Below are 12,564 nucleotides of genomic sequence, written 5' to 3'. Positions count from 1 at the left end.
TCAGCCTCAGTCTCAGCCTCGGGTGAGCTTCTTGTAGGTGGCGCGGTGCGGACGGGTCGCGTCCGCGCCGAGCCGCTCGATCTTGTTCTTCTCGTACGACTCGAAGTTGCCCTCGAACCAGTACCACTTGGACTCGCCCTCGTACGCCAGGATGTGCGTGGCGACCCGGTCCAGGAACCAGCGGTCGTGGGAGATGACCACCGCCGCGCCCGGGAACTCCAGGAGCGCGTTCTCGAGCGAGGACAGGGTCTCGACGTCGAGGTCGTTGGTGGGCTCGTCGAGGAGCAGCAGGTTGCCGCCCTCCTTGAGCGTGAGCGCCAGGTTCAGGCGGTTGCGCTCACCACCGGAGAGGATGCCGGCCGCCTTCTGCTGGTCCGGACCCTTGAAGCCGAACGCGCTGACGTACGCGCGGGACGGCATCTCGACCTGGCCCACGTTGATGTAGTCCAGCTCGTCCGACACGACCGCCCAGAGGGACTTCTTGGGGTCGATGTTGGCGCGGCTCTGGTCGACGTAAGAGATCTTGACGGTCTCGCCCACCTTGACGGCGCCGGAGTCCGGCTCCTCCTGGCCCAGGAGCATCTTGAAGAGCGTGGTCTTGCCGGCGCCGTTCGGGCCGATGATGCCGACGATGCCGTTGCGCGGCAGCGTGAAGGACAGGTCGTCGACCAGGACCTTGTCGCCGAACGCCTTGGAGAGGTTGTTGACCTCGACCACGATCGAGCCCAGACGCGGGCCCGGCGGGATCTGGATCTCCTCGAAGTCCAGCTTCCGCATCTTGTCCGCTTCGGCCGCCATCTCCTCGTAGCGGGCGAGACGGGCCTTGGACTTGGTCTGGCGGCCCTTGGCGTTGGAGCGGACCCACTCCAGCTCTTCCTTGAGGCGCTTCTGACGCTTCTCGTCCTTGCGGCCCTCGACCTTGAGGCGGGTGGCCTTCTTCTCCAGGTACGTGGAGTAGTTGCCCTCGTAGGGCAGTGCGCGGCCGCGGTCGAGCTCGAGGATCCACTCGGCGACGTTGTTCAGGAAGTACCGGTCGTGGGTGACGGCCACCACGGCGCCCGCGTACTTCGAGAGGTGCTGCTCCAGCCAGTTCACCGACTCGGCGTCGAGGTGGTTGGTGGGCTCGTCGAGGAGGAGCAGGTCAGGGGCCTCGATCAGCAGCTTGCAGAGCGCGACGCGGCGCTTCTCGCCACCGGAGAGGTTGGTGACGGGCCAGTCGCCGGGCGGGCAGCCCAGGGCGTCCATGGCCTGCTCCAGCTGGGCGTCGAGGTCCCAGGCGTTGGCGTGGTCCAGAATCTCCTGGAGCTTGCCCATCTCGTCCATGAGCGCTTCGGTGTAGTCGGTCGCCATTTCCTCGGCGACCTCGTTGAAGCGCTTCAGCTTGCCCATGATCTCGGCGGCGCCGTCCTGCACGTTCTCCAGGACCGTCTTGGACTCGTCGAGCTTCGGCTCCTGCATGAGGATGCCGACGCTGAAGCCGGGAGAGAGGTACGCCTCGCCGTTGGACGGCTGCTCCAGGCCCGCCATGATCTTCAGGACGGTGGACTTACCGGCGCCGTTCGGACCGACCACACCGATCTTCGCGCCGGGCAGGAAGTTCAGGGTGACGTCATCAAGAATCACCTTGTCGCCGTGCGCCTTGCGCGTCTTGCGCATGGTGTAGATGAACTCAGCCAAGAGAAACCGTCCGGCAGATCGATGGGTGGGCAGATACACCCCATCTTGCCTGACGTCCACCCTCGGGGGGAAACGGGTAGGGGCCGGGAACGGCCCCGGGGGCCGGGCGCCGCACGGCAGAATGACGCCGACTCGGGGGGAGACGGGATGGACAACGGACTAATCGCGCTGGCCGCCGCGGTCGTGGGCGTGGCCGGAACCCTGCTGGCCACCGCGCTGTCGCAGCGCATGCTGGCCAGGGTCCAGGCGGCGCAGTTCGAACGCCAGCAGCAATCCGCGCACGCGCAGTGGCTGCGCGAGCGGGACGTCACGGAACTGGCCCGCAGACGGGACTGCTACATAGCGGCGGGCGCCGCCTTCCGCCGCTACCGGATCTCCCTGATGACCTTCCTGTGGCTGGTGCGGGACGACGAGGTCACCCCGGCGGAGCGGGCGGCGCTGGACGAGGCCCGGCACGCGCACCACGCCGCATTCGCCGAGGCCCAGATGGTCGCCGCCGGGGACGTGCTCGCGGAGCTGGACGCGCTGACCGAGACCCTGGCGGGCGTCTACAGCCGCACCCTGCGCCTGGGCTCGCCCGACCCGGACGGCTCGTTCGAGGACGTCCGGGCGGAGCTGCTGGAGCTGCGGGCGGGGTGGGAGACCGTACGCCGCGTGATGCGGGCCGACCTCGGGGCGGACGCGGACCCTGCGGCGCGGGCCCTCAGCGGGGGCGGTAGACGGTGAGGGCGTCGGGCAGCTCGTCCAGGACGAAGGCCCCGGGGGCCAGCGCGAACTCCCCGTCATAGGCGAGCGGGGTGCCCTCCGGAACCTCCGAGACGCGCAGGCTGCGCAGCCGGGTCGCCGCGTGGACGGGCGAGCGGGTGAGCGGGCCCGCGAAGGCGGCGGCGAGCATCCGGGGGCCGGGGCGGCCGCCGCCGTAGACGAGCCGTACGTCGAGCAGGCCCTCGCCGAGGCTCGTCCGGCGCCGGGGGGCCGGGCCGGTGCCGTAGTACGTCCCGTTGCCCGCGAAGAGGAGCCAGACGGCGCGGCTGCGGCCGGCCAGGCTCAGGCGTACGGGGCGCTGGGCGCGCAGCACCTTCCAGGAGGCCAGCAGCGCGGCGGGGCCGCCGCCGATCCGGGGGCCCCAGCGCAGCCGGTGTCCGAGCAGCTCCGGGTAGGCGCCGATGCTGAAGTTGTTCAGGAAGTAGCCGTGTTCCGCCCGCTCGCCGAGGACCTCGACGGCGGGTACGGCGGTGGGGTCGAGGGCGGGCTCGGCCCGGGCCGGGCCCGGGGTGAAGCGGCCGACCCCGACCTTGACGGCGTGCCCCGCGGCCACCGCCCGGCAGGTGTCGGCGGTTCCGGCGAGACCGAGGTCCAGCGCGAAGTGGTTCAGGGTGCCTCCGGGGAACACCGCGAGCGGAATTCCGGCCCGCAGCGCCGCGGTGGCGGCCGCGTTCACCGTGCCGTCCCCTCCGCAGACCCCGAGCACGGCGCTGCGGGCAGCCGCCGAGGCCAGCTCTTCGGCCAGCTGCGGCCCCTCGCACTCGACCACCTCGGCCTTGGGCAGGGAGGCCCGCAGCAGGTCGAGCCCGGCCTGGGCGGCGGTTCCCGAGCCCTTGTTGACGATCACGGTGAGCCCGTCCCCGTCCGCCAGGGCGGGGGCGTCGGCCGCGGGGCGCTCGTTGCCGGGGTTGATCCGGGCCTGCTCCGCGCCGCGGGCCACCTTGCGGACGACGCAGCCCGCCGCCACCCCGAGGGCGGCTCCGGCCAGCACGTCGGTCGGATAGTGCACCCCGGTGTAGACGCGGGAGAAGGCCACGGAGGCCGCCACGGGGAGCACGGCGGCGCCCCAGCCCGGGGCTTCCATCGCCACCCCGGAGGCGAAGGCGAAGGCCGAGGCCGAGTGCCCGGACGGGAAGGAGGTGGTCCGGGGCTGCCGTCCGAGCTGCCGGGCGGCCGGTACCCCTTCGAGCAGCGGCCGCGCCCGGCGGACCGACCACTTGCCGACGGTGTTGATGGTGGCGGAGGCGAGTGCCAGCGAGGCAATCCCGCGCACCGCCCCGCGCCGGGCCGAAGCGGAACCGAACACGGCGATCGCCGCGGCGGCCCCGCCCCACAGCAGCCCGTGGTTGGCGGCCCGGCCGAGTCGGGGCAGCACCCGGTCGGCGCCGGGCCAGTGTCTGTGGGCGACGGCGTCGAAGAGCGCGCGGTCGCCCCGGGCCACCGCTCCTTGCCAGGTCAGTTCCTGATCAGCCATTGCACGCCCTTACCCTCCGAACCCGTCCCGGAACCTGCCGTACCGGACCTGGCGACCACGATCACCCTCCCGGCCGCGGGGCCCGGGAGACCTCTTACGCCCTCGGCTCGCCCCGGGGCTCTTCGGGCTCCCGGTGCTCCTCGGGCTCCTGGTGCTCCAGGTTCTCCTCCGGCGGCCGCTTGCGCAGCATCAGGACGACCATCCCGCCGAGCACCACCAGGCCCACGGCCAGCGAGGCGATCAACGGGGTGGCCGCGGAGCTGCCGCTCGCCGCCAGCCGCTCCTCGGCGGCGGCGCCCGCACGTCCCGTCGTGGCCCGGGTCTCGCCCACCGGCGGCCCCACCGTCGTCCCCGTCGAGCCCTGGGCACCCTGGCCCGCCGAGGCCCGTACCGCCCGGTCCGTCGGCCAGACCGCCGTGGCGGTGGCGGTGGCCGCGGACTCGCTGGATCCCGCGACGATCAGCGGGCGGGCCTGCTCCCCGCTGGCGAACACCCGGCCCACCGGCACCCTCATCGCGCCCTGCACGGTCACCGAGGCGGTCCCGTCGGCGGTGCCCGCCGGGACCTCGAAGTACAGCTTGCTGCCGTTCCCGGCGGTGGTGAGCGGCCGCCCGTCGGCGTCCACCACCCGCACCCCCATCGCCGCGGCGGCCGTGTCCGGGACGACCGTCACGCTCTGCGCCCCGGTCCGGACGGTGACGGGCCCGATCCTGGTGCCGACCGCCCCGGTCACCTCACCGGGGTCCAGGCCCAGCGAGGCGGGCGGCTCCGGGAGCTGCCCCGCCACCCGCTGGAGGTAGTCGGCCAGCTTCTCCGCCTCCGGGTCGGCCGCCTCGACCTGCGCGCCGTCGGCCAGCCGCCAGATCGCCACCTGGGTCCCGGCCGCCGCGCTCTCGGCGGTGAGCGGTCCCGCCCCGGCGGCCTTGGCGAGCCCGGAGAGGTCGTTCAGCTGGGGGTACGAGTGCTCCAGCACCCAGCGGATCCGGCCCGCGTCCCCGTGGCCGTCGAGCGGACTGCGGCTCCACGCGGTCTCCGTGTAGTGCGCCTCCGGTTGCGCGAAGCCGGTCAGGCCGACCCCGTAGGTCTGGAGCATCCCGCCGCCGTCGACCCGCATCTCGTACAGCCCGGCCGAGATGTGCTGGACCGCTCCGTCCTGGGTGCGCAGCACCGCCTGCCCGTAGGTCTTCAGCCCGTCCAGCACGGCGCTCGCGCCCTCCGCAGACCGCACGCCCGTCCCGTCCGCCTCGGCGGCGGCGGCGGTGCCCGGCGCCGAGACCAGGGCGGCGGCCAGCAGGGCCATGGCGAACGGCCGCCGCGCGGAGGCCCGCGGCCCGCCGCCCGGGCCGGCCCCGGCGGCCGGAGCGAACGGAACGGCCGCGGCGGTCCGAGCCGGTGGAACAGCGGAATCGGAGGGAGCGGACACAGCGGATGGAGCCGGTGGAACAGGTACAGCGCGTGCGGATGACGCGAATGACGCGGGAACGGCGATCGACACAGTCTTCCCCTCCGGGCCAAAGACCCAGGTGCCCGTGAGTTCCGTGAAATCCTATCGGCCTCGAACACTCAGCTCACCGCCGCCTTCTGATCGACCGTCAGTGGGGCGTCCGCCCGGACGATGCGCCGGAAGGCCGAGGTGCCGCGGTTCAGGTCGTGCCCGATGGCCACCGCGTCGATGTCCGCCGAGAACCGGCGCTTCCCCTCGCCCTCCCCCTCCTGCTCCCGCACCCGCAGCCGCCCGTGCACCACCAGGGGTTCACCGGACGAGACGGACCCCGTGAGGTTGACCGCGAGCGCCCGCCGCGCCCACACGGTGTAGAAGCTGGTCGAGCCGTCCTTCCAGCTCCCCTCCTGCCGGTCCCAGTACCTCGGGGTCACGGCGAACCGGAATCTGACCACCGCCCCCTGGGGCGATTCCCGGAAGTCCATTCCGGTCGCCACATTGCCCACCAGTGTCACCAGGGTCTCGTTCATGCCGGTCGCTCCTCGGATCCGATGTCCTCCACTGGATCCATGCTGCGCCCGGCAACTCACACCCCGCCCCCGCCTGTGGATTACTGACGGGTTGTGGACAACCTCGCCACCGTCGCGTACTGCTCGCGCACCTCCCGGTAGCGCAGCAGCTCGGCCGCGACCGGCTCCAGCACCCGCGCCCGCCCGCACCCCGCCGCCGCCTGCCGCAGCCGCTGCTCCGCGTCCTGCCCGTACCGCCGGGCCGGGCCCCGGGCCGCCAGCGAGCAGGCCCACTCCACCAGCGGTCCGCCCACGATGCCCGCCACCATCAGCAGCACCGGCGGCAGCAGCCGCGGCTCCAGCACCCCGATGATCTGGCCCACCAGCCACAGCCCGCCGTAGATCTGGAGCAGGGTCATGGCCGCCTGCGTCAGGACCGCGGCGGGCCACCACGCGGGCCGCGGCGGCTTCCCGCTGGGCACGCCGACCGTCACCGTCAGCGCGTCCAGCGCCTCGGGCAGCTGGTCGGCGCCCCGCACCGCGGTCTCCCGCACAGCCTGCGCCCAGGGGTCCGGAAGCCCGTCCACCGCTTCGTCGGCGAGCGTGCGTACGGCCTGCTCCACCCGCTGCCGGGCGGTCACCTCCTCCTCGACCGGCGCCTCCGGTACGACGGAACCGCGGCCTCCGATCGCGGCCAGGGCGGCCAGCCCGGCCAGCGTGCGCGGGGCGCGCCTGCCCTCGTACCACCGCCACAGCCGCAGCCACGGTGTCCCGCAGGCCTTGCCCGCGTTGCGCCGCCAGGCCCGCTCGGCGGCGAGCCCGGCCGCGTAGGCCCCGACCGCCTCGGCGAGCCGGTCCTCGAACTCCGCCCGCGCGCCCTCGCCGATCTCCGGCCCCCCGTGTCCGTCGGCGACGTACAGCGGGCGCAGCCGCACAGCCGCCTGGTCGAGGTCGGCGGCGATCCGCCGGGTCGCGGCGCCCCGCTCCTGGGTGAACTGACCGAGCAGCTCGCGCAGCTCCCCGAGTCCCTCACCGGTGAGGGCGGAGAGGCCGAGCACGGTCGCGCCGGGCTCGCCGTGCTCGCCGAGCGCGATCCCGTCCTCGTCGAGGAGCCTGCGCAGGTCGTCGAGGACCAGGTCGGCGGCCTCGCCGGGCAACCGGTCCACCTGGTTGAGCACGACGAACGTCACCTCGGCGTGCCCGGCCAGCGGCCGCAGGTACCGCTCGTGGAGCACCGCGTCGGCGTACTTCTCGGGGTCGACCACCCACACCACCGCGTCGACCAGCGCGAGCACCCGGTCCACGTGGTCGCGGTGCGCGCCGACGGCGGAGTCGAGGTCGGGCAGGTCCACCAGGACCATCCCGCGCAGGGCCTCCGACTCGGAGGTCTCGCGCGGGCGGCGGCGCAGCCTGCCGGGGATCTCCAGCCGGTCCAGCAGCCCGGCGGCGCCGTCCGACCAGCTGCACGCGATGGGCGCGGCGGTGGTCGGACGGCGCAGTCCAGTCTCCGAGATCTGCACTCCGGCGAGTGAGTTGAAGAGCGTGGACTTGCCGCTTCCGGTGGCTCCGGCGATCGCGACGACCGTGTGCTGCCCCGACAGGCCGCGCCGGGCGGCGTACTCGTCGAGCACCCGGCCCGCCTCGGCCAGCGTCTTGCCGTCGAGCCGGGTCCTGGACAGCCCGACCAGCTGGCGCAGGGCTTCGAGGCGGGTCCGCAGCGCCTGGCCCTCGGGGCTGAGCGGCGGCGCGGCGGGGGCCTTGCCGCCGTCGTTCCCGGCGCCGGAGACGGCCCGTACGAGCGCTTCGTCGGCGCTGCCCTCGCCGTCCGGGCCGCCATCGGGGCCGAAGCCCCCCGCGTCTTCCGCGACGTGGCGCGAACGTGCGATGAACCCGTCGTCCCAGCGGCTCCGGTCCCCCTCGCCGTCCCCGTCGCCTTCGCGTTCGGGGTGGAGGTCGGGGTCGCGGTCGCGGTCGTCGGTTCGGTCGGTCAGGGCGGTCACCGCGTCACCTCTCCTTCTGCAGTACGGACAGCGCGGCGATCAGTTCGGCCTGGAGTTCCGGGGTCACTTCGAGTGCTTCGAGCGGGGCGAGGCGGCGGTCGCGCTCCGCGCGAAGCACTTGGTCGAGGTGGCCCCCGACGAGTTCCCCGCCGCGGTCGCGCAGCCGCAGCGCGGCCTGTACGCCGACCCGCTCGACGAGCTTCTCGCCGGCGGCCCGGGCCCGCTTGCCGCCGAGCAGCACGGCGACGAGCAGGGCCGCCACACCGTCCGGGTCGGGCCCGGGCTGCTTCTCCAGCCGGGCCACTTCCTCCTCGGCCAACTCCTCCAGGACGCGCCGCCAGCGCCGTACGGCCATGCCGATGCGTTCGCCCGCCTCCCGGTCGGGTGCGGGCAGCGGGACGGCGGCAGCGGCCGGTTCGCGGCGCCAGGCCTGGGCGATGCGCTCGTCGGCGGCGGCCACGGCGCACTGGAGCAGGGCCGCGAGGGACTCGGCGAGCGAGTCGAGGAGTTCGTCGGCGGAGGTGTCGAGGGGGTAGCCGCGCCAGCGGGTGAGGGCGTCTCCGGCGAGCACCCCGCCGTGGTCGAGCCGGGTACGGACCCGCTTGCCCTCCCGCTTGAAGGCGTCCTCGACGGCGAAGGTCAGCCGGACGGCGGCGGCGTGCTGCGCGGCGACGGCGGAAGCCAGCTCGGGCATCCGCCGGGACAGCGAGTCGAGCATCCCGAGCGCGGTCCGGCCGACGGCCTGCTGCCGGGCGGCGGGGTCCTGCGCGTGGTGGCTGAGCCAGGCGAGGAGCGGCGCGACCGCACTGGCGGGCAGCAGCCCGCCGCCCCCGGCGGACTCCGGGAGTTCGGGAACGGTGAAGCGCGGTACGTCGCCCAGCCCGGCCCGGGTGAGCAGCGCGGCGTACTGTCGCGAGACCTCGCCGAGCACCTGGTGCGGGACCCGGTCCAGGACGGTCACCAGGGTCGCCTTGTACTCCTTGGCCGTGCGCAGCAGGTGCCAGGGCACGGCGTCGGCGTAGCGGGAGGCGGTCGTGACCATGACCCAGACGTCTGCGGCGCAGATCAGCTGGGCGGCCAGGGTCCGGTTGTCGACGACGAGGGAATCGATGTCGGGGGCGTCGAGCACGGCGAGGCCGCGCGGGAGGGTACTGATGGTTTCGATGCGCAGCTCGCGCGGCTGCCCGCCGCCGGTGCCGGCCCGGCGGCGGCCGAGCCCCCCGCGCTCGACCGGAACCGCCTCTTCCTCCCCATGGGGGAGCCAGACGCGCATCAGGTCGGGCAGTACCCGCATCCCGGCGAACCAGTGGTGGTCGTCGGGATGGCAGACGAGGACGGGGGTCCGGGTAGTGGGCCGGAGCACTCCGGCTTCACTCACCTGGCGGCCGACCAGAGAGTTGACGAGGGTGGACTTCCCGGCTCCGGTGGACCCGCCGACGACCGCGAGGAGCGGCGCCTCGGGCGCTTTGAGCCGGGGGACGAGGTAGTCGTCGAGCTGCGCGAGCAGCTCGGCTCTGGTCTGGCGGGCGCGGGGGGCGCCGGGCAGGGGCAGCGGCAGACGCACGGAGGCTACCCGGTCGCGCACGGCGGAGAGGGCATCGAGCAGCTGAGGCCGAACATCCAAGGTCACCACATGTGAAGAATGCCCAATTTGTGACCTTTTTTGAAGCTTATACGCTCCCTGCGCGGCGAACGCGACTCCAGGGGGTCACATCTCAGACAGACGGGACGAGTGGGGCACAGGGATAACGAGTGCACAACACCCGGGGCGCCGCGGCGCAAAAGCGGTGCGCGAATCGCACCTGCCTGCGATTATCGGGACCGCTTCACCGAACCTCCACATCGTGGCACGCGGGGGAAGCAACCGGGACAAGGCGGCCGGAGCCCTATCCTTGACCCGGCACGGACCGACAGTCCCACCCCCACCCCGGGGCTCCAGGCCGCACACGGCCACCTTCCGGCCCCCGTAGCTCAGTGGATAGAGCAGGTGCCTTCTAAGCACTTGGCCGCAGGTTCGAGTCCTGCCGGGGGCACTCTTCTTCCCGCCCGGGCCGGTGCGCCTTCCGCCCGGGCCCGTACGTTTTCCCGCCCGGGCCGGTACGCGCACCGCCGGGGCCGGTACGCCCACCGCCGGCGTCGCGAGGATCCCGACACCGCGGCTGCCCTGCCGTCGTTCCGACCCGCGTGCGGACCCGCGGCGGCGCAACTGCCGCGCCCCGGCCCGCGCTTCACTCTCCGGACCGTAGCGAGGGTGCTCCACCTCGGGGATGGCCGGGCTCCCGACGGCGCGGAGACCTTCCGGGCGAGGTCGTCGGGGTGGCGGAGGCGGTGTGAGACGCTACCTGCGGCCTCCGGGGCCGACCGTCCCCGGTCCCCCACGCGCCCCACGCGTAACGGGGCGCCAGGAGGCCGCGTCCGCGCACTCGGCCCCCGTAGCTCAGTGGACAGAGCAGGTGCCTTCTAAGCACTTGGCCGCAGGTTCGAGTCCTGCCGGGGGCACGGAAATCCATGAGGGTCCTGGGAGGCGCGTATGAAACATTGCGCGTATGACCCCCTCGACCGAACGTTCCGGCATGGACCGGAGCGCCCTCCTCGCCGCGGCGGCCACCGTGGCGCTCTGGGCCTCAGCCTTCGTGTCCATCCGCGCGTCCGCCGAGCACTTCACCCCCGGTGCCCTCGCGTTGGGGCGGCTAGTGACCGGCTCCGTGGTGCTGTTGGTCCTGCTGTCGCTGCGGCGCGGCGGGCTGCCGCCGCGGCAGGCCTGGCCGGGCATCGCGGGCTCCGGGCTGCTCTGGTTCGGCGTCTACATGGTCGTGCTGAACTGGGGCGAGCAGCTCGTGGACGCCGGGACCGCCGCCATGGTGGTCAACATCGGGCCGGTCCTCATCGCGCTGCTGGGCGGGTGGTTCCTCAAGGAGGGGTTCCCGCCGCTGCTGCTGGCCGGGATGGGCGTGTCCTTCCTCGGCGCGGCCATTGTCGGCCTCTCCACCTCCGGGGGCGGCTCCTCGTCGGTCCTGGGGCTGCTGCTCTGCCTGCTGGCGGCCGTGGCGTACGCGTCCGGGGTGGTGCTGCAGAAGCCCGCGCTGCGCCACGCGACGCCGCTCCAGGTGACGACGTACGGCTGTCTGACCGGCACGGTCGCCTGCCTGCCGTTCGCGGGGCAACTGGTCTCCGACCTCTCGCGGGCTCCGCTGGGGGCCACGCTCAACGTGGTCTACCTGGGGGTCTTCCCGACCGCGCTCGCCTTCACCACCTGGGCGTACGCGCTGTCGCGGACCACCGCCGGGAAGATGGGGGCGACCACCTACGCGGTGCCCGCCCTGGTGATCCTCATCTCCTGGATCGCGCTGGACGAGGTGCCCGGCTGGGTGACCCTGCTCGGTGGCGCCGTCTGCCTGAGCGGGGTGGCGGTGTCCCGGCTGCGGCCGGGGCCGCGGGCCGGGACTCCGCTCAGCGGCTGATCCGCCGCTCGTCGGGGGTCGGTGCCTGCGCGGCCCCGCCGGGCGCCCCACGTCCAACTCCCCGTTCGTCGCCGCCACATGGCCTCGTAGCGGGCGAGCCAGGCTCGCGGTCGCGACGACGCGGCACCAGCCGATCGCCAACGACGGCCGCGCCACGCCCTGCGGACCACCCGGCGGCCGTGGCTGGTCTTGACCGGAATTCGCCCGCGATCAGCTCGAGTTCGTCACCTTTGGTCGGCTCGAACCCGTACGACACCCAACGCCCCGGAGGACCAACCACCGTGAACCCGCTCGCCCCGGCCGACCAGTACGCCCGCGCCCTCGCCTTCCGCGCGCTGCACGAGCGACCCCGGCCCTTCGTCGTGCCCAACCCCTGGGACGCGGGCACCGCGCGCCTGCTGACCGGGCTGGGCTTCGAGGCCCTGGCCACCACCGGAGCGGGGCTGGCCTACGCCCTCGGGCTGCCGGACGGCACCGACCGGCTGACGCGGAGCGAGATCCTCGCGAACGCCTCGGCCATCGTCGCCGCGACCCCCCTGCCCGTCTCCGCCGACCTGGAGAGCGGGTTCGGGGACACCCCGGACGAGGTTGCCGAAACCATCCGGCTCGCTGCCGCGGCGGGCCTCGTCGGCGGATCGGTCGAGGACTCGACGGGCCGTCCCGAGGACCCCGTACGGCCGCTGGAGGAAGCGGTGGAACGGGTGGCCGCGGCCGTCGAGGCAGCCCGCGCGCTCGGCTTCCCCTTCACCGTGACGGCCCGCGCCGAGAACTTCTTCCAGGGCCGCCCCGACCTCCCCGACACCATCCGGCGGCTGCGGGCGTACGAGGCGGCGGGCGCCGACGTGCTGTACGCGCCCGGGCTCCCGGACGCCGAATCCGTGCGCGCGGTCTGCGAGGCGGTGGGCCGCCCGGTCAACGTCCTGATGGGATCGCCCGCGCTGGCACTGTCCGTGGCGGACCTCGGGGAGCTCGGCGTACGGCGGATCAGCGTCGGCTCGGCGCTCTCCCGGGCCGCGCTGGGCGCGGTGGTTCACGCCGCCGAGGAGATCCGCGCCGGGGGCACCTTCGGCTTCGGCGCGCGGGCACTGCCGTACGCGGAGGTCAACGCGCTGATGGCGGCGGCCCCTCCGGCGACGGTCCGGAAGGACTGACGCACCCCGCGGCCGCGTTCCGTCACCTGGCCTCCTCGGGTGGCGGGTGCGGGCGCGCCCCGGCGGGAGGCGACGGCGCTCCTCGC

9 protein-coding genes and 2 tRNA genes are annotated in these 12,564 nt (G+C 73.9%); 5 read left to right on the top strand and 6 right to left on the bottom strand.

The genetic code is table 11. The features are described from left to right. Window positions 1-12 precede the first annotated feature (12 nt). On the bottom strand, window positions 13-1,677 hold the full coding sequence (gene ettA / locus QMF80_RS02775) for an energy-dependent translational throttle protein EttA (RefSeq protein ID WP_283449085.1): 1,665 nt from the start codon (window positions 1,675-1,677) through the stop codon (window positions 13-15). A 147-nt stretch (window positions 1,678-1,824) separates the two neighbouring features. Here ettA and QMF80_RS02770 point away from each other — a divergent pair, with 147 nt between their 5' ends. Continuing rightward, a complete protein-coding gene (locus QMF80_RS02770) occupies window positions 1,825-2,403 on the top strand; it encodes a hypothetical protein (protein WP_283449083.1) in 579 nt (192 codons plus the stop codon). Here the strand turns inward: QMF80_RS02770 and QMF80_RS02765 are convergent. The 5 genes from QMF80_RS02765 to QMF80_RS02745 all read right to left on the bottom strand — a co-directional run bounded on the left by QMF80_RS02765 (window position 2,381) and on the right by QMF80_RS02745 (window position 9,490). Continuing rightward, entirely contained in the window at window positions 2,381-3,916 is a 1,536-nt protein-coding gene (locus QMF80_RS02765) for a bifunctional phosphatase PAP2/diacylglycerol kinase family protein (protein ID WP_283449082.1), read from the bottom strand. The genes QMF80_RS02770 and QMF80_RS02765 overlap by 23 nt on opposite strands. A 94-nt stretch (window positions 3,917-4,010) precedes the next feature. After that, the gene (locus QMF80_RS02760; RefSeq protein ID WP_283449080.1) at window positions 4,011-5,216 is read right to left on the bottom strand and encodes a thioester domain-containing protein; all 1,206 of its coding nucleotides are present in this window, start codon (window positions 5,214-5,216) and stop codon (window positions 4,011-4,013) included. Window positions 5,217-5,479: 263 nt separating this feature from the next. Then, window positions 5,480-5,887 (bottom strand): single-stranded DNA-binding protein, encoded by a 408-nt coding sequence (locus QMF80_RS02755; RefSeq protein WP_283449078.1) that lies wholly within the window; start codon window positions 5,885-5,887, stop codon window positions 5,480-5,482. An 80-nt stretch (window positions 5,888-5,967) separates the two neighbouring features. Then, window positions 5,968-7,866 (bottom strand): GTPase, encoded by a 1,899-nt coding sequence (locus QMF80_RS02750; protein ID WP_283449077.1) that lies wholly within the window; start codon window positions 7,864-7,866, stop codon window positions 5,968-5,970. 4 nt (window positions 7,867-7,870) lie between these two features. Then, the gene (locus tag QMF80_RS02745) at window positions 7,871-9,490 is read right to left on the bottom strand and encodes a dynamin family protein (protein WP_283449075.1); all 1,620 of its coding nucleotides are present in this window, start codon (window positions 9,488-9,490) and stop codon (window positions 7,871-7,873) included. A gap of 336 nt (window positions 9,491-9,826) precedes the next feature. Here QMF80_RS02745 and QMF80_RS02740 point away from each other — a divergent pair. The 4 genes from QMF80_RS02740 (at window position 9,827) to QMF80_RS02725 (ending at window position 12,478) form a co-directional block, all read left to right on the top strand. After that, a tRNA-Arg gene (locus QMF80_RS02740) sits at window positions 9,827-9,899 on the top strand. Between the two features lie 393 nt (window positions 9,900-10,292). Then, window positions 10,293-10,365 (top strand) — tRNA-Arg (locus QMF80_RS02735). A 47-nt stretch (window positions 10,366-10,412) separates the two neighbouring features. Next, window positions 10,413-11,327: a DMT family transporter gene (locus tag QMF80_RS02730; protein ID WP_283449073.1), complete on the top strand. Its 915-nt coding sequence runs from the start codon at window positions 10,413-10,415 to the stop codon at window positions 11,325-11,327. Between the two features lie 281 nt (window positions 11,328-11,608). Next, the gene (locus QMF80_RS02725) at window positions 11,609-12,478 is read left to right on the top strand and encodes an isocitrate lyase/PEP mutase family protein (protein WP_283449070.1); all 870 of its coding nucleotides are present in this window, start codon (window positions 11,609-11,611) and stop codon (window positions 12,476-12,478) included. Window positions 12,479-12,564: the final 86 nt, after the last annotated feature.

Source organism: Streptomyces sp. G-G2, assembly GCF_030063135.1.
In the GTDB taxonomy this organism is placed as follows: domain Bacteria; phylum Actinomycetota; class Actinomycetes; order Streptomycetales; family Streptomycetaceae; genus Streptomyces.
The sequence above is the reverse complement of the archived record's forward strand: the minus strand, read 5'-3'. Positions and strand labels throughout refer to the sequence as shown.

Excerpts from the sequence above, each read along its gene's own strand:
- QMF80_RS02730 (WP_283449073.1), top strand. The coding sequence starts at position 10,413 with ATGACCCCCTCGACCGAACGTTCCGGCATGGACCGGAGCGCCCTCCTC.
- QMF80_RS02765 (WP_283449082.1), bottom strand. The coding sequence starts at position 3,916 with ATGGCTGATCAGGAACTGACCTGGCAAGGAGCGGTGGCCCGGGGCGAC.
- QMF80_RS02770 (WP_283449083.1), top strand. The coding sequence starts at position 1,825 with ATGGACAACGGACTAATCGCGCTGGCCGCCGCGGTCGTGGGCGTGGCC.
- QMF80_RS02755 (WP_283449078.1), bottom strand. The coding sequence starts at position 5,887 with ATGAACGAGACCCTGGTGACACTGGTGGGCAATGTGGCGACCGGAATG.
- QMF80_RS02760 (WP_283449080.1), bottom strand. The coding sequence starts at position 5,216 with ATGGCCCTGCTGGCCGCCGCCCTGGTCTCGGCGCCGGGCACCGCCGCC.